At 71.4% G+C, this 22020-nt stretch carries 21 protein-coding genes; 8 read left to right on the forward strand and 13 right to left on the reverse strand.

The features are described 5' to 3' along the window. Positions 1 to 367: 367 nt before the first annotated feature. The 6 genes from AB0M08_RS29460 to AB0M08_RS29485 form a co-directional block, all read right to left on the reverse strand. Positions 368 to 2209, reverse strand: coding sequence for a glycoside hydrolase family 3 N-terminal domain-containing protein (locus AB0M08_RS29460; RefSeq protein WP_364500029.1), 1842 nt, complete (start codon positions 2207 to 2209; stop codon positions 368 to 370). Beyond that, a complete protein-coding gene (locus AB0M08_RS29465) occupies positions 2209 to 3378 on the reverse strand; it encodes a family 1 glycosylhydrolase (protein WP_364500032.1) in 1170 nt (389 codons plus the stop codon). Before AB0M08_RS29465 ends, AB0M08_RS29460 begins: the two co-directional genes overlap by 1 nt. Before the next feature lie 118 nt (positions 3379 to 3496). Continuing rightward, positions 3497 to 4282 carry a carbohydrate ABC transporter permease gene (locus tag AB0M08_RS29470; RefSeq protein WP_364500035.1) on the reverse strand — a complete coding sequence of 262 codons (786 nt, stop codon included), beginning with the start codon at positions 4280 to 4282 and terminating at the stop codon, positions 3497 to 3499. A 94-nt stretch (positions 4283 to 4376) separates the two neighbouring features. Next, positions 4377 to 5261: a sugar ABC transporter permease gene (locus AB0M08_RS29475; protein ID WP_364500038.1), complete on the reverse strand. Its 885-nt coding sequence runs from the start codon at positions 5259 to 5261 to the stop codon at positions 4377 to 4379. Then, positions 5258 to 6520: a sugar ABC transporter substrate-binding protein gene (locus AB0M08_RS29480; RefSeq protein ID WP_364500041.1), complete on the reverse strand. Its 1263-nt coding sequence runs from the start codon at positions 6518 to 6520 to the stop codon at positions 5258 to 5260. Before AB0M08_RS29480 ends, AB0M08_RS29475 begins: the two co-directional genes overlap by 4 nt. 128 nt (positions 6521 to 6648) lie before the next feature. Next, positions 6649 to 7716 carry a LacI family DNA-binding transcriptional regulator gene (locus AB0M08_RS29485; RefSeq protein WP_364500044.1) on the reverse strand — a complete coding sequence of 356 codons (1068 nt, stop codon included), beginning with the start codon at positions 7714 to 7716 and terminating at the stop codon, positions 6649 to 6651. Between the two features lie 81 nt (positions 7717 to 7797). Between AB0M08_RS29485 and AB0M08_RS29490 the strand changes: the two genes are divergently transcribed. Next, positions 7798 to 8607, forward strand: coding sequence for a TIGR04222 domain-containing membrane protein (locus AB0M08_RS29490; RefSeq protein WP_364500047.1), 810 nt, complete (start codon positions 7798 to 7800; stop codon positions 8605 to 8607). Between the two features lie 82 nt (positions 8608 to 8689). Here the strand turns inward: AB0M08_RS29490 and AB0M08_RS29495 are convergent, their stop codons facing one another. The 3 genes from AB0M08_RS29495 to AB0M08_RS29505 all read right to left on the reverse strand — a co-directional run bounded on the left by AB0M08_RS29495 (position 8690) and on the right by AB0M08_RS29505 (position 11128). Next, positions 8690 to 9463, reverse strand: a complete 774-nt coding sequence (locus AB0M08_RS29495) for a dienelactone hydrolase family protein (protein ID WP_364500050.1) — start codon at positions 9461 to 9463, stop codon at positions 8690 to 8692. Positions 9464 to 9552: 89 nt separating this feature from the next. Continuing rightward, positions 9553 to 9696 carry a hypothetical protein gene (locus tag AB0M08_RS29500; RefSeq protein WP_364500052.1) on the reverse strand — a complete coding sequence of 48 codons (144 nt, stop codon included), beginning with the start codon at positions 9694 to 9696 and terminating at the stop codon, positions 9553 to 9555. A 217-nt stretch (positions 9697 to 9913) separates the two neighbouring features. Beyond that, the gene (locus AB0M08_RS29505; RefSeq protein WP_364500055.1) at positions 9914 to 11128 is read right to left on the reverse strand and encodes an MFS transporter; all 1215 of its coding nucleotides are present in this window, start codon (positions 11126 to 11128) and stop codon (positions 9914 to 9916) included. 68 nt (positions 11129 to 11196) lie between these two features. Between AB0M08_RS29505 and AB0M08_RS29510 the strand changes: the two genes are divergently transcribed. Further along, positions 11197 to 11751 carry a TetR family transcriptional regulator gene (locus AB0M08_RS29510; protein WP_364500057.1) on the forward strand — a complete coding sequence of 185 codons (555 nt, stop codon included), beginning with the start codon at positions 11197 to 11199 and terminating at the stop codon, positions 11749 to 11751. Between the two features lie 79 nt (positions 11752 to 11830). On the opposite strand, the gene AB0M08_RS29515 is transcribed toward AB0M08_RS29510, so the two are convergent. After that, complete coding sequence (locus AB0M08_RS29515; RefSeq protein WP_364500060.1) at positions 11831 to 12469, reverse strand: hypothetical protein; 639 nt, start codon at positions 12467 to 12469, stop codon at positions 11831 to 11833. Positions 12470 to 12788: 319 nt separating this feature from the next. Beyond that, positions 12789 to 13358: a TetR/AcrR family transcriptional regulator gene (locus tag AB0M08_RS29520; RefSeq protein ID WP_364500063.1), complete on the reverse strand. Its 570-nt coding sequence runs from the start codon at positions 13356 to 13358 to the stop codon at positions 12789 to 12791. Positions 13359 to 13422: 64 nt separating this feature from the next. On the opposite strand from AB0M08_RS29520, the gene AB0M08_RS29525 reads away from it, so the two are divergent. The 5 genes from AB0M08_RS29525 (at position 13423) to AB0M08_RS29545 (ending at position 19245) form a co-directional block, all read left to right on the forward strand. Then, positions 13423 to 14448, forward strand: coding sequence for a Gfo/Idh/MocA family oxidoreductase (locus AB0M08_RS29525; protein WP_364500066.1), 1026 nt, complete (start codon positions 13423 to 13425; stop codon positions 14446 to 14448). Between the two features lie 56 nt (positions 14449 to 14504). Beyond that, complete coding sequence (locus AB0M08_RS29530; protein WP_364500069.1) at positions 14505 to 15317, forward strand: hypothetical protein; 813 nt, start codon at positions 14505 to 14507, stop codon at positions 15315 to 15317. 194 nt (positions 15318 to 15511) lie between these two features. Beyond that, positions 15512 to 17041, forward strand: a complete 1530-nt coding sequence (locus tag AB0M08_RS29535; protein ID WP_364500072.1) for a phospholipid carrier-dependent glycosyltransferase — start codon at positions 15512 to 15514, stop codon at positions 17039 to 17041. A gap of 112 nt (positions 17042 to 17153) precedes the next feature. Next, the gene (locus AB0M08_RS29540; RefSeq protein WP_364500074.1) at positions 17154 to 18911 is read left to right on the forward strand and encodes a hypothetical protein; all 1758 of its coding nucleotides are present in this window, start codon (positions 17154 to 17156) and stop codon (positions 18909 to 18911) included. A gap of 1 nt (position 18912) precedes the next feature. Beyond that, positions 18913 to 19245, forward strand: coding sequence for a hypothetical protein (locus AB0M08_RS29545; protein WP_364500077.1), 333 nt, complete (start codon positions 18913 to 18915; stop codon positions 19243 to 19245). Positions 19246 to 19275: 30 nt separating this feature from the next. On the opposite strand, the gene AB0M08_RS29550 is transcribed toward AB0M08_RS29545, so the two are convergent. Further along, positions 19276 to 19926 (reverse strand): hypothetical protein, encoded by a 651-nt coding sequence (locus tag AB0M08_RS29550; protein WP_364500079.1) that lies wholly within the window; start codon positions 19924 to 19926, stop codon positions 19276 to 19278. 206 nt (positions 19927 to 20132) lie between these two features. Here AB0M08_RS29550 and AB0M08_RS29555 point away from each other — a divergent pair, with 206 nt between their 5' ends. Continuing rightward, positions 20133 to 20417, forward strand: a complete 285-nt coding sequence (locus tag AB0M08_RS29555) for a hypothetical protein (protein WP_364500082.1) — start codon at positions 20133 to 20135, stop codon at positions 20415 to 20417. On the opposite strand, the gene AB0M08_RS29560 is transcribed toward AB0M08_RS29555, so the two are convergent. After that, positions 20380 to 22011 carry an acyltransferase gene (locus tag AB0M08_RS29560; RefSeq protein WP_364500085.1) on the reverse strand — a complete coding sequence of 544 codons (1632 nt, stop codon included), beginning with the start codon at positions 22009 to 22011 and terminating at the stop codon, positions 20380 to 20382. The two genes, AB0M08_RS29555 and AB0M08_RS29560, sit on opposite strands and share 38 nt — an antisense overlap. Positions 22012 to 22020: the final 9 nt, after the last annotated feature.

The following is a 22020-nucleotide window of genomic DNA, read 5'->3' on the forward strand; positions in this document are numbered from 1 at the left end:
AGGGATGGGGGTTTCCCCCGGTTGGGGTGGGCCCTGCCTGGCCGGGCTTGATCAACATTTCATGATCAACTGCGGGGATGATCTTGGTGGCTGGTGCTCAGGGGTGTGTCGGCGGGCTGGAGTGACCCGTGAGCGCCAGCTTTCCCGGCGCGGCTGGCGTTCACGGGTCACTCGGAGCGCCCGAGACACCCCTGACCACCAGCCGACCGGCCCGAGACACCCCGGATCGCCAGCCGGACCGGCCGAGGCGCGCCGGACCGGCGGTTCATCGCCCGCGGAGTGCCGCTCGACCGGTCCACGAACGAACCCCCGGGCGGGCGGAGCCGATGATCCGCGGGCGGTGAGTGTTCGGGCGGGCGGCACCCCGTCACGGGATCCGGCGTCCCGCCCAGGTGGTCCCGAATTGACCAGCAGGGTCATCCTCGGGCGCCGGCCGGGAACCGGCGGTGGCGCTCGGCGCTGAGTGACGGAAGGTCAAGCCGTGGCCGGCCGGGAAGAGCGGGTCGCCGGTGTCGTTCGGTACGTCCTCGTGGGACGCCCCGACCGAGGTCATCGAGGACGGGAGCTCCATCGGCAGGCGGCCCTCCGGCACGGCGTCGCCGAAGAGGACGGCCAGCAGGGCCTCGTCGGTGATGCCGAACTCACCCAGGGTCGCCGCGCTGGCCGCGACCACCTCGGGCAGCACGGCGGCGCGGTCCAGGTGCACCACCAGGACCGTCGGGGTCTTCGCGAAGCGGGTGACCAGCTCGTCGATGCGGGACTGCGGAAGGCTGAGCGCGCCCTGGTGGAATCCGGCCTCGTAGTCGATTCCGGTCTCCCGGTGCTCGTACGGCGCCGCCAGCCGGATCACCGCGACGTCCGCGTCCGCCGGGTCGTCGACCGCGCCGGGGAAGAGGCCGAAACCCTCCTGATATATCCGGCTATTTCGCGACAGCGGCAGTAGCCCGTCGTTCTTCAGCACCGTGACCGCCCGCTGCTGCGCCCGCACTCCAGCGGCCGAGAACTCGCTGTTTCCCACGACATCCGGCACGGCCGACGGGTCGACGTACGGATTCTCGAAGAGGCCGAGGGCGAACTTCACCCGCAGGATCCGCCGCGCCGAGGCGTCGATCCGTGACTCCGGCAGCGCCCCCGACCGGACCAGATCCACCACGATGGACGGGCAGAACTCGCCGCCCAGCTGATCGACGCCGGCCTCGACGATCCGGCGCACCCGCTCCGCACGGGACAGATCGGAGGCACCCCAGCACCGGGCCGGCCACCGCATCCCCTCCACGCGTACATCGGTCACCAGGCCCCAGTCCGAGCACACCACCCCGTCGTATCCGTATCGGTCACGGAGCCACCCGGTGACCACCTCCCGGTTGAAGCCGAAGCCGATCTCCTCGACACCGAGCCCGACCGGGATCGCGTAGTACGGCATCACCGCCGCCGTGCCCGCCGCGAACGCCGCCTCGAACGGCCGCAGGTGATACTCCAGGTTCCCGCCGGGATAGACCTGCTCCTGCCCATACGGGAAGTGCGCGTCCCACCCGTCCTTCTGCGGTCCCGCGCCGGGGAAGTGCTTGGTCATGCACGCGACGCTGCCCGGGCCGAGCGTCTCCCCCTGCAGCCCGCACACGTACGCCCGGACGAGCCGTGCCGCCGTCGCCGCGTCCGCCCCGAACGTCCCCGGCAGCCGGGACCACCGCGGCTCGGTCGCCAGGTCCGCCTGCGGCCCGAGGCTCATCCGGATCCCGACGGCGAGGTACTCCCGGCGCACCACCTCGGCGAACGCGGTCACCAACCGCTCGTCCCCGACGGCGGCGAGGCCGAGCGCCTCCGGCCACCGGGAGAACGTCGTGCTCACCATCGAGGTCGCCGGGTTGTCGGTGAACCCGTGCACCGGATCGCTGGAGAGCGTCACCGGGATCCCGAGACGCGTGGACGCGGCCAGCTCCTGCACCCGGTTGTGCCACTCCGCGTACGCGCGCGGCGGGATCCGGGGCGCGGCGTTGAAGTGGTTGATGTGCGACTCGTTGATCAGCGTGCGGGTGGAGAGCACGTCGCGCGGGATGTCGTCGCACGAGGGCCCCGGTTCATGAAGCCCGTCCGGGTCGGCCTTGAGCATGGTGTGGAACATCAGCCCGGCCTTCTCGGCGAGCGTCATCCGCGCGATCAGGTCGTCCACCCGCTCCTCGACGGGAAGCCGCGGGTCTCGGTAGCGCATCAGGCCAGCCCGTTCGCCCGGGCGACGGCGCCGAGCCAGGTCGCGCTCGCCTTCCGGGTACGCCGGAACGAGGAGCGGTCCACGGCGATCAGCCCGAACGTCGGCGCCCAGCTGCCCCACTCGTAGTTGTCCAGCGCACTCCAGTGGTAGTAGCCCCGCACGTCGGCCCCGTCCGCGATCGCCTCGTGCAGCCCGGTCAGCGCCGCCCGGGTGTAGTCGACGCGCCGCTGATCATCCGCGGTCGCGATGCCGTTCTCGGTCACCACGACCGGCACTCCCCCGGTGACCTTCCACGCGTTGCGGACGCCGATCGCGAGCGCGTCGGGGAAGTACTCCCACCCGGTCAGCGTGGTCTCCGCTCCGTCCGGCACGCCCACCGCGCCGTCGCGGCCCACGAACGTCCGGGTGTACGCCTGCACCCCCACGAAGTCGTCGTCCCGGGCGGCCTCCAGGAAGAACTCTTCGAGCGGGTAGCTGTACGCGTACGCCTGCTCCTCGCACCCCGGCAGCGGGTGGATCGCCTGGGTGGCCACCGTCCAGCCGGACCGGATCGCCGGGATCTGGGAGAGCACGTCGCGCGCGAGCAGATGGGCGCGGGCCAGTTCCGCCGACACCCGCCGGTGCGGCCGGGCCATCCCGTACGCGACCGGCGCGGCGCCCGGATCCGCCGCGCCCTCCCGGCAGGCGATCACGTTCGGCTCGTTGATCGTGCAGACCCACTCCACGCCGTCCGCGACGATCGGCAGCGCCGCCTCGGTGAACCGGGCGAACAGTTCGGCCGCCTCCCGGTGGTGCCAGCCGCCGAGCGCGTCCATCCAGCGCGGCACGGTGAAGTGGTTGAGCGTGACCATCGGGACCAGCCCGTGCTCGTGGCAGCAGTCCACCATCCGCCGGTAGTGGTCGAGCATCGCCCGCGAGACGTGCCCGCGCTCCGGCTCGATCCGGCTCCACTCGACGCCGAACCGGTAGCTGGTGAGACCGATCTCGGCCAGCAGCGCGATCTCCTCGGGGTACCGGTGCAGGCTGTCCAGGGCGTCGCCGCTGACCTCCGGGATCGCGCTGCTCGGCGCGTACTCGCGCTGCCAGTAGTCGCTGTTGACGTTGTTGCCCTCGGTCTGGTGCCCCGAGGTGGCCGCACCCCAGAGGAATCCGGGCGGAAACGATCGCACGTGCGTCTCCTTTCCTTGCTGTCGAGAACCGGGCTGCCGGGAACCGAGCGGTCGGGAACCGGGCTGCCGAGAACCGAGCGGTCGGGAACCGAGCGGTCGGGAACCGAGCTGTGCGGGATCACTTCAGGCCCGCGGTCGCGACGCCCTGCACGAACCAGCGCTGCAGCGCCACGAAGAGGGCCACGATCGGGGCGATGACCAGGACCGATCCGGCGAGCAGCAGCCCGTAGTCGGTGGCCTGCTCTCCCGTCGAGTAGAGCGAGAGCGCGACCGGCAGCGTGTACCGGTCCCGGCTCTGCGCGACGACGAGCGGCCAGAGGAAGTTGTTCCAGGACGCCAGGAACTGCAGGATGCCCAGCGTCGCCAGCGGCGGCCCGCAGAGCGGCAGCACCACCCGGGCGAAGATCCGCAGCTCGCCGGCGCCGTCGATCCGTGCCGCCTCGATCATTTCGTCCGGAATCGATCGCATGTACTGCCGCATCAGGAAGACCCCGGTCGGCGAGGTCAGAAAGGGCAGGATCAGTCCCGCGTACGTATCCACGAGGTGCAGTCTCGCGACCACCACGAAGAGCGGCACGAACGTGACCACGCCGGGCACCATCAGGACGACCATGACCAGCACGAAGAGCACCCGCCGTCCGGGGAACGAGAGCTTGGCCAGCGCGTACCCGACCATCGAGCAGAAGAGCAGGTTGCCGAGCACGGTGACGGCCGCGACGATCAGGCTGTTGCGGAGGAACGTGCCGATGCCCAGCGCGCCGAACCACTGCCGGTAGTTCTCCAGGGTGATCGCGTGCGGCAGCCAGCCACCCGGGTCGGCCCGGATCTCGGCGTCCGGCTTGACCGAGCCGAGCAGCATCCAGACGAACGGCATCACGGTCAGCACCGCGGCCACGACCAGCACGCCGTACACGAGGTGGCGGGGCCGCCTCTTCCGCCTCGGCGGTGGCGCGGGTGTGCGTACCGTGAGGGAAGGTCTTTCCATGGTCGTCGTCATCTCAGTCCCTCGCTCTCAGCAGGCGGAACTGCAGCAGACTGACCGCGGCGATCACCACGAAGAGCACGTAGCTGGCGGCCGACGCGGCGCCGTAGCGTCCGAAGCCGAACTGGTCGAACGTGTAGTAGGTGGCCGAGAGCGTGGCGTCGAGCGGACCGCCCCGGGTCATCACGTACGGCTCCTCGAAGAACTGCAGGTAGACCACGGAGATCAGCACCCCGCCGAGCAGCAGGGTGGGCCGCAGCAGCGGGAGCGTGACGTGCCGGAATCGCTGCCACGCGCTCGCGCCGTCCGCGGCCGCCGCCTCGGTCACCTCGGACGGGAGCGCCTGCAGCCCGGCCAGAAAGATCACCATCAGCGTGCCCATGTTGCGCCAGGCGGCCATCGCGATCAGCGACGGCATCGCCCAGACGGTGCTGTGCAGCCAGTCCGGCCCGGTGATCCCGGCCGTGGCGAGCAGCCGGTTGAGCAGGCCGTCCGGCTGGAGGATGAACCGCCAGACCACCGCGACGGCGACCACGCTGGTCACCACCGGGGTGTAGAAACCGACCCGGAACGCCGTACGGAAGCGGTTGATCCCGCTGTTGAGGGCCATCGCGAGAGCCAGCGCGACCGTCATGGTGAGCGGGATGCCGACCAGGACGAAGTAGCCGGTGTTGAGCAGGGCGCGGCGGAACCGCGGGTCGCCGAGGAGCGCGGTGTACTGGTCAAGGCCGACCAGGTCGACCGCCCACGGCGTGGTGACGTCGCTGCTGCGGAAGTCGGTGAACGACATCAGCACCGAGCCGGCCAGCGGCACCAGCATGAACAGCCCGAACACCGCGACGAACGGCAGCGCGAACCCCCACGCGACCAGCCCCTGCCGGCGGCGCGCGGCCACCGTCATCGGGAACCGGTCCCGATCCGGGCGGCCGTCTCCTGCAGCGTCCGCATCGCCGTCGCCGGGTCCTCGCCCGCGACGGTGAGCCGCTCCATCTGGGTGTTGCCGGCGTCCTGCACCTGCGTCCACTCGGTGGTGGCGGGCGGCGCGCTGACGTCCTCCAGCTGCTTGCCGAAGACGGCGAGCTTGGCGTCGCCCGCGAGCGCCGGGTCGTCCCACGCGGCCTGCACGGACGGCAGGTCGCCGACCGACTTGTACCAGGCCACCTGCGTTTCCGGGCTGCTCAGGTAACGGATCAGCAGCCAGGCCGCGGCGGCGTTCGGGGAGTCCTCGAACACGACCAGGTTGGAGCCGCCCACGAAGGACGTGGCGCTCTTCGCCGTCGGCAGGGTGGCGGTGGCGTACTGCGACGCGAAGTCCGCGCCGCCGAGCTCGGCGAGCGCGCCGACCTCGAACGGGCCGCCGATGAACATCGGCACGGTGCCGTCGACGAACGCCGCCTGGTACGCGCCCGGGTCGGTGCTCGGGGTCCGGTCGGCGATGCCCTCGGTGAAGAAGCTCTGGTAGTAGCGGGCGGCGTCGACCATCGCGGGGCTGTCGATCGTCCAGCTCTTCGCGTCCGGCGAGGTCAGGGTCGCGCCGTTGGACCAGGCGAACGGGAGGAAGCCCTGGAAGTCCCGGGGTGCGAGCGCGACGCCGTACCGGGAACCCGCCTTTGACTGAAATGCCTTCGCGAGGGCCTTGAAGTCGTCCCAGGTGGCCGGGGGCCGGGTGAATCCGGCCCGCGCGGCGAGATCGGTGCGGTAGTAGAGGACGGGCGTGTCGACGTACCAGGGCACCGCGTAGGTGCCGCCGTCCAGCCGGGTGGAGGCGACCGCACCCGGGTAGAACGGGCCGGCGCCCAGGTCGGACGGGACCTGCGCGAGGGCGCCCGCAGCGCCGAACTCACCCATCCAGGTGGTGCCGAGCTGGCCGATGTCCGGTGCGGTGCCGCCCGCGATCGCGGTCTGGTACTTGCTGTGCGCGGCGTCCCACGGGATCGGCGTGACCTCGACCGTCACGTCCGGGTTCGCCGTCTCGAAGTCCTTGAGCAGGGCCGGCAGGTGCTCGGCCTCCGCGCCCTGCGCCCAGAGCGTGATCGTGCCGGTCGCCGGCCCGGTGCCGATCGTCGCGGCGGTGGCCGGATCGTCGTTCGCGGTGGACCGTCCGCAGGCCGTGACGCAGAGCAGGCCCGTGAGCAGTGCGGCCAGTGCCGTCCTATTCATCGTCGCTCCTCGATTGTCGTTCTCAAAATCTAAGCGCTTAGATTTTGGGTTGGCAACGACCGAGGTTTCAGACAGTGCCTATTTCCGAGCGCGCCAGATCACGAGCGCGCCAGATCACGAGCGCCAGATCAGCAGCCGCAGGACTCGCGCAGCACGACCTGCACCGGCAGCTCGTGGAAGTCCGGCGCGCGACCCGGCTCCGCGATGTGCCGCAGCAGGACGTCGACCACGAGCCGCCCCATCTCGGCCATCGGCTGACGCACCGAGGTCAGTCCCGGCCGGGCCACCCGCCCCGCGACGATGCCGTCAAAACCGGTCACCGCGACCTGCTCCGGAACGCGCACACCCCGGCCGGCGAGGATCTCCAGCACGTCCAGGGCCACGTCGTCGGTCGCGCAGACGAACGCCTCCGGCAGCCGCAGATCCGCCGGCAGCGTGACCGCCGCCCGCCCGCTCGGCGTCGCCCGGGTCTCCGGCACCAGCGGCTTGCGCGGCACCCGCAGCCCCGCCGCCCGCAGCGCGTCCCGGAACCCGGCGAACCGGTCCCGCCCCTCCGCCGGGTTCAGCCCGCCGACGAAGAGCAGGTCACGCCGCCCGTGCTCGCGGATCAGGTGCTCGGTGACGGCCCGCATCCCGCCCCGGTTCGCCACCGTGACGTGGCTGAGCCGATCGTCGTGCGGCGGCTCGGAGACCGCCACCACCGGGATCCGCCCGGCGATCCGCTCCAGCGCGTCGTCCGGCAGCGTCTGCGGAAACACCGCAAGCCCGTCCACCCGCCCGGCGATATCGGTCACCGTGTCGGCGCCCCCCGACCGGCTCGGACCACCGATCATCAGCGCGTACCCGTGCCGCCGGCAGGCGAGCTCCATCCCCCGCTGAATCTCGTCCACATAGAGCGGGAACTCCCGGCACCGCTCGTCCGGATCCTCCCGCACGAAGGCGATCTCCGTCGGCAGCACCGCCGCCTCCGCGGGCAACAGATAGTCGAAAGAGAAGAGACCCAGCACTCCGGTACGCCCATCCGCGAGGCCACGCGCACTCGCCGACGGCACGTAGTGCAGCGCGCGGGCCGAGGCGAGCACCAGATCCCGGGTGGACTGTTTGACCCGATCCGGCCGCCGGAACGTCATGGATACCGTGGCGATCGAGACCCCGGCATGCTTCGCGACGTCGTACACGGTTGCTGCCTTCACCACGACAGCTCACCGTACACGCCCACTCGACCTATTCTCGCGGTGTCCGTCGTTGGGCATCCTCAACGCAACGGGGGTGTTCACATGCGCGGGGTGCTGTCCTTGATCGTGGCCGGGCTGCTGGCCGGTCCACACGTGCTGCAGTGGTGGCTGCGCCGGTCCCCGCGCACCACCCGGCGGGCCGTCCGCTGGTGGACCTCCGGCCCCACCCCGGCCGAGGTGGCCTTCCTCTGCGGCGGCCCGGACCGGGTGGCCGACCTGACCATCGCCGATCTCTTCGCCGAACGCCGCCTGACCGTCGACGACGACGGCCGCCTCGCGCTCACCGGCACCACCGTCGGCCCGCAGGACACCGGTTTCCGCGCCACGATCCTGCACCGGCTCGCGCAGGGCCCCACCGACCTGGCCGCCCTGCGCTTCGCGGCCCGGTCCGACACCGCGACGATCGCCCTGTGGCGGATGGCGGCCCGCTACGGTCTCCTGCTGCCCGCCTGGCACCGCCAGTATCCGCAGCGCGTCGTGGCCGCGTCGATCCTGGTCATCACGTACGCGATCGCCCTCACCCTCCCGGGCCTGACACTGTGGATCGGCGCCCTCGCGGTGGCCCTGGGCATCCTGGCCATCGCCCGCACCCGCGTGCTGGTCGCCTACGGCTTCGACCCGCGCACCGCCGCCGGCCTGCGCGCCACGACCCTGGCGCTGGAGGCCGCCGCGGCGGGCGAACCGCGCTACCGGATCGCCGCCCGCGGCCTGCGCTCCGTCTCCGACCTGCGCCCCGACGCCGCCGACCCGCACCCGGTCCCCCCGAGCACCTGGCACGTCCCGTGGCACGCCCCGCGCATCCCCGAGCCGGGCACCCCGTGGTGGCGCCAGGCCGCCCAGTCACCCCGCTGATCCGACGCCGGTCCGGCCGCCCTCAACGCCGGTCACTGTCAGACCGCCCCTGATCCGGGTTGATCGTGTGCACTCGCGGCCCTCAGACGCGGCTCACCCCAGCAGAATCGCCTTCGGCCGGGTTCCGGAACCCGGGCTGACCCGCCAGCAGGGCGAGCAGGCGGTTCCAGTGGCGTTGCAGCGCGATCGGGTCGAACGCGTCGGTGTCGGCCATGGTGAAGCCGTGGACCGTACCCGGAAGGATCTCGGAAATGTGGTCGAGGTTCGCCGCGTCCAGGACCCGGTTGAGCTCGCCGAGGCCCTCGGGGGTCACGTCCGTCGCGGCGTGACCGAAGTAGGCGCGGGCGGTGATCCGGGCGAGCTGCTCCGGGCCGGCCGCCGCCACCGGGCCGTGGAAGGAGGCGACCGCGGTCACCCGGTCGGGGTGGGCCGCCGCAGTACGCACCGCGAGGAGGCCGCCGATGCAGTACCCGGTCACCGCGACGGCCGCGCCGGAGACCTCGAGCCGGGAGCCGAGGAAGTCGAGGTACGCACCGGCGTCCCGGAGGGCCCGGTCCTCGGTGTGCGCCTCGATCATCGGCATCAGCCGGGCGAAGACGGCGGGCCGCTCCGCCGCCCCGATGAACTCGGGAAGCTCGATCACCGGCGTCGTCCCGTGCCGGTAGAAGATGTTCGGGACCAGCACGTAGTACCCGTGCCCGGCCAGCTCCTGGGCCATCTCGCGCAGCACCGGCCGGATCCCGAAGCCGTCGGGGTACATCAGCACCGCGGGGTACCGGCCGGCGCCGCCGGGATGGGCGGCGAACGCGTCGGCCCGCCCGTCCGGTGTGGGGATCTCCAACGTCGTGATGGGCATGGCTCTATCTCCTCGTCGTCGTCGACATGGTGCGACAGTGGACGGCGCCGGGTCCGGCCGGGTGCGGATCCGGCCGGACCCGGCGCCGGTCAGCCGAGCTCCGCCGGGTCCAGGGCCTGGCGGAGGTACTCGGGGCGGCCCAGCGGCGGCCACTCGTCCGGCCCGGTCCGCAGCACGCCGCCCCCCGCACGGTCCCGGGGCTCGCCCCAGTAGCCCTCGCCGACGATCTGCATGGTGCCGTAGCCGAGCCGGTTGACGGTCAGGTCGCGGCGAGGTCACCGTCACCCAGCAGACGCTGCACATCCCCCAGGAACCCCACCAGTCCCTGATCACGGTCACCGCCGAGGCGGGATTCGGATCAGCGCCACGCACCCTCCAGCTCACCGGCGGTGATGAGGTGGTGTGACGGCCACACCCGTCAACACACTGAAGCTCTCGTCCGGGCCGGGGTCAGTGCGCCCGGTCGGCCGGAGTGAGTTCTCCGGGCGTACCGGAAGAGAGATCTTGATGGGGTGACGAGCGCAGGGCCGGGGCGGCGACCGCGGCGATCGCGAGGAAGACCAGGACCGCGACCATGGCGCCGCGCAGGCCGAAGTGGTCGCCGAGGAAGCCGAGGGCGGGCGGGCCGGCCAGGAAGGCGACGTAGGCGATCGACGCGACCAGGGACACCCGGGCGGTGGCGTTCGGGCCGGAGTCGGCGGCCGCGGAGAGGGCGACCGGGAAGCCGAGCGCGGCGCCCAGGCCCCAGAAGATCACCGCGGCGCCGGCCACCACCGCGTTGTCGACGGCGACCACGATCACCAGGCCGACGGCGCCGATGACCGCGCTCGCGCCGAGGACCACCGGGCGGCTGAAGCGGGCCAGGAACCAGCCGCCGGTGAAGCGGCCGAGCGCCATCGCCGCGACGAAGGTCAGGTAGACCAGGGAGCTCAGCGCCGGGTCGAGGCCGTGCCCGTCGACCATCAGCAGCGGGAGCCAGTCGTTGGCGGCGCCCTCGGCCAGGGCCAGCGCCAGCACGATCACGCCGATCAGCAGCAGTTGCCGGTCTCGCCAGAGCCGGGCGCCGCCGCTCTCGCCGTCGGCCGCGGCGTCCTGGCCGAGACCGGCGCCCATCCAGGCCCGCGCCAGGATCATCAGCGGTACCCCGATCGCGGCGGCGGCGAGCATGTGCCAGAGCACCGGGAAGTCGACGGCGGCCAGCACCAGGCCGACCCCGGCGCCGAACACCGTGCCGAGACTGAAGAAGCCGTGCAGGGTCGGCAGGACCGGACGGCCGAGGATCCGTTCGACGTCGGCGCCCTCGATGTTGATGGCGACCTCGCTGCCGCCGATCCCGATGCCGAAGAGGCACAGTCCGATGCTGACCACCAGGCTCTGCGACGTCGTCGCGCCGATGCCGACCAGCGGCATGCTGATCAGCTGCGACACCACGCCGACGGTGATCACCCGGCGGGTGCCGAAGCGGGCGATCAGCGCGCCGGAGCCGAGCACGGCCACCATCGAGCCCGCGGAGAGGCCGAAGAGCACCAGGCCCATCTCGGCGGTCGAGGCGCCGAGCAGGTCGCGAACGGCGGGCGTACGCGTCACCCACGAGGAGAGGAAGAGCCCCGGGATGAAGAAGAGCATCAGGAGCGCCGCGCGCCGCCGGCCGATGGTGGTGGTCATACCTGTGAGCCTTTCCGAGTAGTGCGTACAAACGTACACACTCCCTGAGGGCTCCGTATATTGTCTTAATGGCTGGTTCCCGGCGGGTGGCGAACGATCCCCTGCGCAAGCAGCGCATCCTCGACGCCGCGCTGGCGGTGATGACCGAGCACGGCGTGCACGGGACCACCCACCGCCGGATCGCCGAGCGCGCGGGGGTGCCGCTGGGCTCGCTGACGTACCACTTCGACAGCCTGCAGACCATCATCGAGCAGGCGTTCGAGCATCTCGCCGAGACGATGTCGCACCACTACCGCGCGACCCTGGAGGCGGCACCGGACCGGCGGGCCGCCTGCGCCGCGGTCACCGACCTGATCTGCGGCGCGGAGTACGCCACCCCGGGCGACCTGACGCTGATCAACGAGATGTTCGCGTACTCGAACCACGACGAGGCGGTCGCCGAGGTCGGCCGGCGCTGGCTCGCCCGCAGTCACGCCAGCCTCGCGCTGCACTTCCCGGAGCCGGCCTGCCGGGCGATCGACGCGCTGATCGAGGGCTGGTCGATCCACCAGGCCGTCGAGCAGAAGCCCCTGGACCGGGCCATGGTCCTCGCCACGGTGACCGCGGTGGCCGCCGCCTTCTGATCAGAAAGGCCGCCTTCTGATCAGAAAGAGAGTGGCCGCACCCGGAACCCGGGTGCGGCCACTCTCCCTGGGAGGGGGATCAGTTCGTGACGCGGACGCAGGCGCGGGCCGCGGCGACCCGGTTGTTCGCGGTGAGCGCGCCGCAGACCTGGGAGTTGTTGGCGACCGTACGGTTCAGCGTGATCGTGCTGGTGGCCCGGTTCCCGCCGCTGCACGCGACCGTACGGCTGACCGCGTTCCCCTGCGCCGCGGTCGCCTGCAGGGTGACGTTCCCGGTGCACGCGTTGGCCGGCGTCGTCAGCGTGACCTGCACCGTGTTCACCCGCAGCCCGTTGCGCTGGACGGTCGCGCAGAGCCGCGCGGTGTTCTGCCCGGTCGCCCGGACCTGCACGTTCACGCAGGCGTTGGTGGACGCCGCGGCCCCGGTGCCGTTGGTCGGCCGGGTGGTGGGCGGCGTGGTCGGCTGGTTCTGGTTGTTCTGCTGGCCGTTGTCGTTCTGGCCGTTGTCGTTCTGGCCGTTCTGGTTGTTCTGCTGGTTCTGGTCACCCGGCTGACCGTTGTTGCCCGGGCCGGCCGGGCCCGCATCAGTCGAGGCCGACACCGCCGCGCTGGAGTTGCCGGGAGTCGTGCTGGCGTTCGCCGCCAGGGTGCCGAGACCGCCCATCGCGCCCAGGACCGCGACCACGATGGCACCGTTACGAAGGCTGTTCTTCTTCATCGGAATTCCCTCTCCTCGGTATTTCCTCGGCTTGCGCCCCGTTGGGAAATACCTTCGAATTCCGACCTGTGTGCCCCTTAAGCCGAACCTATCTATTACTTAAGTCGGCACTGTCACCCCGTTAAGAATCTGCTCGCAGAGCGTAGTCACCGGGCCGCCTTGCAGCGGTGAAAGACCAGTTCAGAGCGGATATCAGCAAAGACCAGCCGCACCACAGCGTCAGCACAGAAAGGCAGGTTTTACATAACCGCAACACAGGAAAACAACCTCCAAAACCTTTGAACCACAGGGCCGCATTTCCCGTACGCGCGAAAGAATGTCACCGGAAAAGGCGCGCGATCTCGAACGTGAGCTCGTCACCGAGGTCAATACTCCGGTCGATCAGCCACTGGAGTTGCAGCCCGTCCGAGAAGGCGACCAGGTGCAGCGCGGCCCGCCCCACGTCCACCCCGGGACCGAGCCCCCGGTTCGCGAGGTCGACCGCGACGAGGCGGCGTATCCGGCGGAAACGCTCCCGGAAGAACACGTGCGACGGGTGATCCGGATCGGTCGCCTCGGCCGCGAGCGAGGTGTAGAGGTTGACGAACCCGGGGACCAGGGTGTGCTCGCGGTTGATGTCCGGCCACACGTCCAGGAACGTCTCGTCACCCCGGGCCCGCTCGGCGACCACCCGCTCGCTGCGCTCGTCCCAGCGCCGGATCACCGTCTCCAGGAGCTCCTCGCGCGACGCGAAGTAGTGCAGGATCTGCGCCGGCTGCACGTCCAGCATCCGGCCGATCCCGCGCAGCGACGTGGACCGGTAGCCCTGCTCGCCGATCGACCGCATCGCCGCCTCGAGGATCTCCTCGCGGCGGCGGGCCCCCTTGGGGGAGAGATTCCGGCTCGTCATGGCGCCTCCACCGACGTTCGCGCTACGCTTCCGGCGAGAAACTCTACCAGTGATAGGTTTTGCCATGCTGCTCCCCGAGCCCACCCTCTTCCTCCCCCACCAGGGCGAACCGTCGCTGCGCTGGGGCATCCTCGGCACCGGCTGGATCGCCGGCGAGTTCGTCCAGGCGGTCCAGGCGCACACCGCCCAGCGGGTCACCGCGGTCGGCTCCCGGGCCACCGCGTCCGCCGAGCGGTTCGCGAAACAGCACGGCATCGGCAGCGCGCACGGCTCCCTCGACGCGCTGCTCGGCGACCCGGACGTGGACGTCGTCTACGTCGCCTCCCCGCCCGCCGAGCACCTCGCCCAGGGCCTGGCCGCGATCGCCGCCGGCAAGCACGTCCTGATCGAGAAGCCCCTCGCCACCAGCGCCGCCGACGCCCGCACGCTGCTCGGTGCCGCCCGCGCCGCCGGGGTCTTCGCGATGGAGGCGCTCTGGAGCCGGTACCAGCCGCAGACCCTGCTCATCCGGGAGCTGCTGCGCGAGGGCGTGCTCGGCGAGATCCGCTCGGTCTGGGCCGACCTGGGCCAGGCGATCAACCCGGATCCCGCCCATCGGCTGAGCCGCCCCGACCTCGGCGGCGGCGCGCTGCTCGACATGGGCATCTACCCGATCCAGCTGAACTCGATGGTCCGCGGCACACCGAGCGCGATCACCACGGTCGGCGGGCTCGCCGCGTCCGGCGTCGACGAGTACGCCACCCTGCTCACCACGCACGGCGGCGGCGAGCCGTCGGTCCTCTCCACCTCGATGACCACGCGCACCCCGGCGACCGCGGTGATCAACGGCTCCGAGGCGCGCATCGAGATCGTCTCGCCGTTCCACGTGCCGACCGGTTTCGCCCTCGCCACCAACGACTTCGGGACGCCCCCGGTCACCTGGCAGGACCCCACCGGGATCACCTTCTTCGGCGGGCTGAGCTGGGAGGCGACCGCTTTCGCCCACTACGTCGGCGAGTCCCGCGCCGAATCCCCGCTGCACACGCACGAGGAGACCGTCGCCATCCTCGCCACCATCGACGAGGCCCGCCGCCAACTCGGGGCGGCATGATGGGTTACGCCAGGCGTCTCGCCCCCGGTCAGATCTGCCGCATTTTCCGGTACGACGTGAACGCCCGAGTGTCCACCCTGCTCCACACCGGCACGACGACCCTGTTCGAGGCCCCGAACTGGACCCCGTCCGACGAGCTGATCCTCAACGGCGACGGCCTGCTCTGGTCACTGCCCGCCGACGGCTCCGCCGATCCCCGGCAGATCCCGCTCTCCGGCGTCCCCGAGCTGAACAACGACCACGTCCTCTCCCCCGACGGCGTGTCGATCTACCTGTCCGCGAACGACTGGCACCTCTACCGGGCCCCGCTGGCCGGCGGCGAGGCCCGGCGGATCACCTCCGGTACGTCGCGGATGCACTTCCTGCACGGGGTGAGCCCGGACGACGCGGTGCTCGCGTACGTCGGCATCGATCAGCAGGACTGGTCCACGGCGAGCGTCTGGACCGTGCACACCGACGGCACCCACGGCACGCGCCTCACCGCGCCGGGCGGCGTCGACGACGGCCCCGAGTTCACCCCGGACGGCGAGTGGATCTACTTCAACACCGAGCGCTTCTCGCCGAACGCGCAGATCGCCCGGATCCGCCCGGACGGCACCGCCCTGGAGCGCCTCACCGTCGACGACCGGGTGAACTGGTTCCCGCACGTCGCCCCGGACGGCAGCCGCGCCGTCTACCTGAGCTACCCGCCGGGCACCCGGGGCCACCCGGCCGACCTCCCGGTCGAGCTGCGCCTGGTCGACGCGGACAACTGGCGCACCCCGCACACGGCGGTCGCCCTCCCCGGCGGCCAGGGCACCGTCAACGTCAACAGCTGGTCCCCCGACTCCGCGAGTTTCGCCTACGTCGACTACCCGTTCCCCGCCTGATCGGTCCGGCGGGGTGGGCTGGTCGCCCTCCTGGCTGCTGTCCAGGGGTCTCTCACGGGCTCCGATACGCCCCTGGACACCAGCCGAGAGCCGGCACCGGCACCGGCACCGGCGAACAGCCGCGTGGGCGGAGGCGGCGGGCACGCGATGACGCGCTCTGATGGCCGTACGCGAGAAAAGGTTGTGGCTTCTATATGATCCCGGCCGTGACGACGGCCACGATCGATGCGGACATCACGGAAGCCACCCGACCGAGTGGTGTGCCGGACATCGTCCGGCGCCGGCTGGCGACCCTGCCGAACTGGCGCGATCCGTACTCGTGGCTGGTCACGCTGGTGGTCGTGGTGATCGGGGCGATCCTGCGGTTCGAGCGGCTGGGCGAGCGCAAGGGCTACATCTTCGACGAGGTCTACTACCCGACCGACGCGTGGGACATGCTCACCCACGGCGTCGAGTGGGATCCGGAGCACAACGCGCCGGGCTACGTGGTGCACCCGCCGCTCGGCAAGTGGCTGATCGCCCTCGGCGAGCTGGTCTTCGGCAACGACGAGGTCGGGTGGCGGGTGTCGTCCGCGGTCGCCGGCACCCTGATGATCCTGATCCTGGTCCGGGTCGCCTACCGCCTCTTCCACTCGGTGGTGCTGGCCGGCGCGGCGGGCCTGCTGCTGGCGCTCGACGGTTTCCAGCTGGTGCTCTCCCGCACGTCGCTGCTGGACATCTTCCTCGGGCTGTTCGTGCTGGCCGGCTTCGCCGCGCTGCTGCTGGACCGGGACCACTACCGGCGGCGGCTGCTCCGGGACCTGGAGGACGGCGTCACGACACGGATCGTGCCGTGGTGGCTGCTCGTCGCCGGGGTGCTCTTCGGGATGGCCTGCGGCGTCAAGTGGAGCGCGCTCTTCTTCCTGCCGGTCTTCGCGGCGCTCACCCTGGTCTGGCGGTGGCGGGCCCGGCGTACCGCGGACCGGACCGGGCTGCTCGCCGACCTCGGGTGGGGGGTGCTCAGTGTGGTGCTGACCGTCGTCACCTACCTCTCCACCTGGGCCGGCTGGCTGCTCACCGACGACGGGTTCTACCGGCACTACCGGCGGGACAACGGGCTCAGCGAGCCGTTCGTCATCGGGGCACTGCGCAACCTCTGGCACTACCACCACGAGGCGTACACGTTCCACGCCGGACTGACCAAGCCGCACACGTACCAGTCCTGGCCGTGGCAGTGGCTGCTGCTGGGGCGCCCGGTGCTCTTCGAGTACAAGAACGTCGGCGCGTGCGGGGACACCACCTGCGTCCGCACCATCCTGCTGCTCGGCACGCCGCTGCTCTGGTGGTCGTTCCTCCCGGCGCTCGCCGCGCTGATCTGGTTCGGTCTGGCCCGGCGCGACTGGCGGGCCTGGGCGATCCTCGCGCCGGTCGCCGCCGGATACCTGCCGTGGTTCTACTACGCGGCGAAGGACGACCGGACGATGTTCTCGTTCTACCTGCTGCCCGCGGTCCCGTTCCTGATCCTCGCCGTCGTCCACGTGCTCGGCGCGATCATGACCCCACCGACCGGCCTGGAGATCGGCGCGGCCCGCACCGACCGGCAGATCGTCGGCACGGTGGCGGTGGGGGCGTACGTCCTGCTGGTCGCGGTCTGCTTCGCCTACTTCCATCCGATCTTCGTGAACCAGGTCATCGAGTACGACGACTGGACGTCACGCATGTGGCTCGGCAACCGCTGGATCTGATCGGAGCGGTCTCGGCAGGACATCGAAGTCTGCCACACCCCCGGAACAGATGAGTGACTTCGCCCTAACGGAGGGTGCCCGTACAGCGATCATCGCCAATAGGGTCGGGTGGGTGAGCACTCCGGAGCAGCCGCCGCTCAGCACCCCGGAATACCGGCCCGCGCAGCAGTTCAGCGCCACCACCCGCGGGCTGTGCAGCGCCGCGTACATCGACCACGATTTCGCCACCGCGGTCATCGACGAGGTCGTCGAGTCCGAGCGCAGGGCGGTGCCGCCGTCGTTCGGTTTCGACCTCGACCCGGTGGTACGCCACTGTCTGCGCGCCCGGCGCCTGCTGATCGTCCGCTATACGCTCGTCACCGTCATCCTGCTCGCCGGACTGCTGATCAGCCCGTTCCTGACCCTGTGCTGGCTCGCGTTCTGCGTGGCCGTCGAGATGCTCCGGGCACCGGCCGGCCGGCGATGGCAGGTCCTGCGGTTCGGCGCCGTCACCGTGGTCCTGCTCGCTGCCGCCGTCACCGTCGTCTCGATCACCGTGGTCACCCTGCTCGCCCGGCTCACCCCGGACTGGCTCCTGGAACGGCTCCTCACCGGCGCCGTCGAGACGTCCGCCTCGGCCACCGCCGACCAGCTGGTCGACGCGCTGTTCAGCGCCGCGCTGCTGGTCACGCTGCTGCCACCGGTCGCCATGCTCGCCGCGATGTTCCTGTCCCGCTGGCACGCGTACGGGATCGTCTTCGGCGAGCTCGCGCCGGGCGCCGACGGCACCGCGCCGCAGACCCGCAACGACCGGGTGGAGCGCCGGCTGGCCACGGTCGCGCGGATGCAGCGGGGCAACATCGCCGTGCACGACGTCAACCCGTACGCGGGAGCCGGCCCCTTCCCGGATTCACGAGGCACCGGGGGCCGGTCCGGCGACATCGGACGGAGCTGGTCGTTCGCGGTCACCCTGCGGCCACGTGGCGCCGAGCGCAACGGTCACCGGGTGGCGCTCGACCCGCACGAGCTGAACCGGCGGGTGAACGCCGCGGTGCTCGCGCTCCGCGACACGAGCCTGCGCGACGGCGAGCGCATCCCGAACCTCTACACCGTGCCCTATGTGGCCGCCGACGGCACCCGCCGGCGCGACGACCCGCTGATCGACCGGCAGAGCGGGACGCCGTACACGAAGGCCTCGCCCGAGACGATCGCCGCGATCGAGGCCTGCCCCCAGGGCGGGCTGCGGCACTACCTGCGGGTGGTGGTGCCGGCCAACGGCAAGGAGATCCGGACCCCGGACGGACGGCCGATCCTGCCGGCCCAGGACTCCGGCATCGAGGTGACCGCCTTCATCCACCTCGCGGTCGAGGGCGGCCTGCTCTACACCGAGTTCATCGCGCTGGTCCTGCCGCCGCTGCGGCCCGGCTTCCGGGTCGCCGACCTGCTGCGCGCCGACCGGATGGTGCCGCTCGCCGCGGCGGACACCGCCCGGGGCTTCCTCACGGACAACCTCTACGGCCCGTCGCGCCTGATCCGGATCGGCTGGGACGCGGTACGGCTCCGGGCCCGGATGGCGCGCTCCGCGGCCGAGGCCGAGGAGCTGCGCTACTACGACTACGGAGCACGGTTCAGCGTCCGCGACCTGGCCTCGCAGGAGACGCGCACGTTCATGCAGAAGCTGGACGGCACGAAGTACATCAAGCTGCTGGACAAGACGGTGACCGAGGCGGTGATCGGCTTCCTGCGCGAGCAGGGCGTCGATACCGGCGAGTTCGAGACGAACGTGGCCAACCAGACCTTCGGCACCCTGATCTTCCACGGCGGGGTGCAGAACTTCGGCGGTGCCAACACGATCCACCAGGCGAACACCACGGCCGGAAGCGGGGCATGACGTGAACTTCAACGGACCGGTCGAGTTCCACGGCGGCGTACAGAACTTCGGTGGCGTCAACGAGGTCACCCAGACCAACATCTCCCTCGACGCCGGCGTCCGCGACCGGATCGAGGCGCAGATCGCGGCCCTGCGCGCGGCCCACCCGGACCCGGCGGCGGCCGAGCGGGAGATCCCGGTCCTGGAGGAGGCGGTACGGCAGCCGTCCCCGGAGGGCCGTGGCCGGGTGGAGACCGCGCTGGGCCGGCTCGCCGCCGGGGCGGGCAGCGCCCGCGGCGCCGTCGAGGCGATCGCCGCCATCGCTGCCCTGGTCAAGGCACACTGGCCGGGTTAGCCCGGGTTAGCCCGTGTTCCGGAACCCGGGCTAAATGTCGGTGGTGCTCCGCTTCGGGAAGCCGAGCGGCACCGCGACCTGGTTCCAGATCGCGACGAACCTCTTCTTGTACGTCTGCGCCTGCCGCGAGTACGCCTGCGCTTTCTCCCACGCCGCCGACCGGCTCGCGGTGTCGTCGCAGCTACCGGTCACGGCCGGCTCGGCCCACGCCACGAACTGCTGGTCGGCCTCGAGTGAGGACTGGAACGCGGAGATCAGCGTCGACCGCAACGACCCGCCGCCGATCGCGGACACGTCGGCCGCCTCGGCCGCGGCGATCTGCCCGCGGCGCTCGTCGCCGACCGCCCGCATGTCGGCGAGCGCCGCGCCGAGCTGCGTGCAGCGCTTGACCCGGTCGATCGCCCGGTTCAGCCTGGCACGGCTGGCCGTGCTCTCGTCCAGCAGCCGGTCGATCACGTCCGCCTGCTCCCGCGGCGTCGGCGTGGCCGGGGTGGTGACGGATGCGGTGGTGACGGCGGTGGCCGGATCGGACACCTGCTCCGTGGTGACCTCCGTCGCCGGCGCGGTCGCCGGTCCGGCGATCACGGCGGGTGTGGACGGCTCATCGTCGCGAACCAGCAGCACACCGACCCCGATCACCGCGACCAGCAACGCCGCGGCGAGCCCGATCAGGACCGGCACCAGTGGCGGACCCCGAACGGGCGGCGGTGCGAGGTTTTGCGGGGGCGGGGTCGGGTACCACCCCGGCGCCGACCCGGCGAGCAGGTGGTTGCAGCGGGCACAGCGCGTTGCCGACGGATCGTTGTCGAGACCGCAGGAGGTGCACTCCATGCGGACAAGGCTATCGATCTCCCCTCAACCCTCGGTACCACCCGTATGTACGAGGCGTGATCACCACCATCGGCGGTTCGGCACCGGACGCACGGCTGAAGGGACTTGCGATCATGCGCTTTGATGGATACATGACTGCCCGCGATTATCAGCGCTCTCGATGGAACCCCGCCGCGACCGGGGTGGTCCTGCTCCTCGCCGGGCTGGCCATGGGTCTGTTCGCGATCGTCACCGACGACGGGTTCCCGGTCGCGGGCGTCATGCTGGTCGAGGCGGGCGCGTTCCTCGGGATGTACGGCGTGCTCAGTCGTCGTTTCCGGCAGCGCCGGTTGCAGCGGTAGCCGGCTCGGGGCGGTGGACACCACGAGGCCGGTACCCCAGCTCGTCCGCCACCCCCACGAGGTCGGCCAGCAGCCAGACGGTGGCCAGCCACATCTCCGTACCCTGCAGGCCCGGCCGTCCGCGAGACGGCTGGAAGCCGAAGCCCTGCCCGGGTACCCAGTGCCCGAGCGCCTCCCGCAGCAGTCCCTCGGCGAGCGCCCGCACCTCGTCCGGCCGATACCCCGTCCCCTGGGTCAGCCACAGCGGATGCGCGATGTCCAGGATGTTGCACGCGTTCTGCCGGTCGGCTCGCCTCACCCGGGTGTCCCGCGCATGCGCCAGCACGGTGTCCACCACCCTCTCCGGATAGGGCACCGGCACCCCGAACTGCGCGAACGTCCCCCGTGACGCCCGATAGAACCCGTTCACGACCTGCAGCAGTCCCTCCCCGGCAGAGGATCCACCCCACATTCCGGTACGCCGATCCGCGTTGACCAGCAACCATCCGAGCAGCGTCTCGGCGCCGTCGCCACGGCCCATCCGCCGGTTCCAGTGGATCGCGGTGCCGAGGATGTCCACCCAGTGCCCGCCGTGCCACGCGTTCGTCTCCCACGGCAGCCGCCGCAGCTCACCGACGAGGTCCGCCGTGTCGAGCAGCCGGACGGGATGCGCGAACCCGCTGCCCAGCAGGTCCAGCGCGTACCCGGCGGCCAGCACGTGATAGCCCGCGTCGGGGTCGGTCAGCCCGGGTGACGCCGGGCGGATCCCGCCGCCGGCCAGCAGTGTGCCGACCATCCCGGTGACCGGATCCTGCCACCCGCGCAGCCGATCGCGCTGCACGTCCGCGGGCAGCTGCGGCGGCGCCGTCCCGAGCAGCAGATCGGCGATCTCCACGGCGTCGCACTGGGCCCGGACGGTGGGCGCGGCCCCCGGGACGTCCACGAAGTACTCCCCGTCGAAACACCGCCCCAGGATCTCCCCGGCCGCCGCCCGCGCCGCCTCCGCGAAGGCCGCGGCCTCCCCACCGAGGCCGGCCGTAGCGCGCCGTCCGGTTTTCGGCGGCACCCGCCACTTGATCACCCGGGCCGGGTTGCCGCCGACCACGGCACCCGCCGGAACGTCCTTCGTGACCACCGCCCCGGCCGCCAGCACCGCCCGGTCGCCGACGGTCACCCCGTCGAGGACCACGACGTGCGAGCCGATCCAGACGTCGTTCCCGACGCGGATGCCCTTGCTGGTCAACGGCTGGCGGAAGACCTCGACGTCCGGATCGCTCATCGTGTGGTTGAACCCGAGCAGCGACGTGTGCGCCCCGATCCGCACACCGTCGCCGAGCGCGATCGTCCCGCGGACCACGGTGTACGCGTTGATCGAGCAGTCCCGGCCGGCCCGCAGTTCCCCGGTCAGGTACGCCCCCGCCGCCACGTAGCCGCGCGCACCCAGCTCCAGCCGTTCGTTCTGCACCGCGGCGAGAGCGGAGACGAAGCAGTCCTCCGCGATCGCGTACCCGGGAAGCTCGTTGAACCTCGCCAGGAGCCGGCGCTGACCGGCCTGGGCCTGCTCATCCGCGGCACGCCAGAAGTCCCATGGCGAGTAGTCGAACGGTTGCTCCACGCCGGCCTC

Source organism: Actinoplanes sp. NPDC051851, from assembly GCF_040681165.1.
Classification (GTDB): domain Bacteria; phylum Actinomycetota; class Actinomycetes; order Mycobacteriales; family Micromonosporaceae; genus Actinoplanes.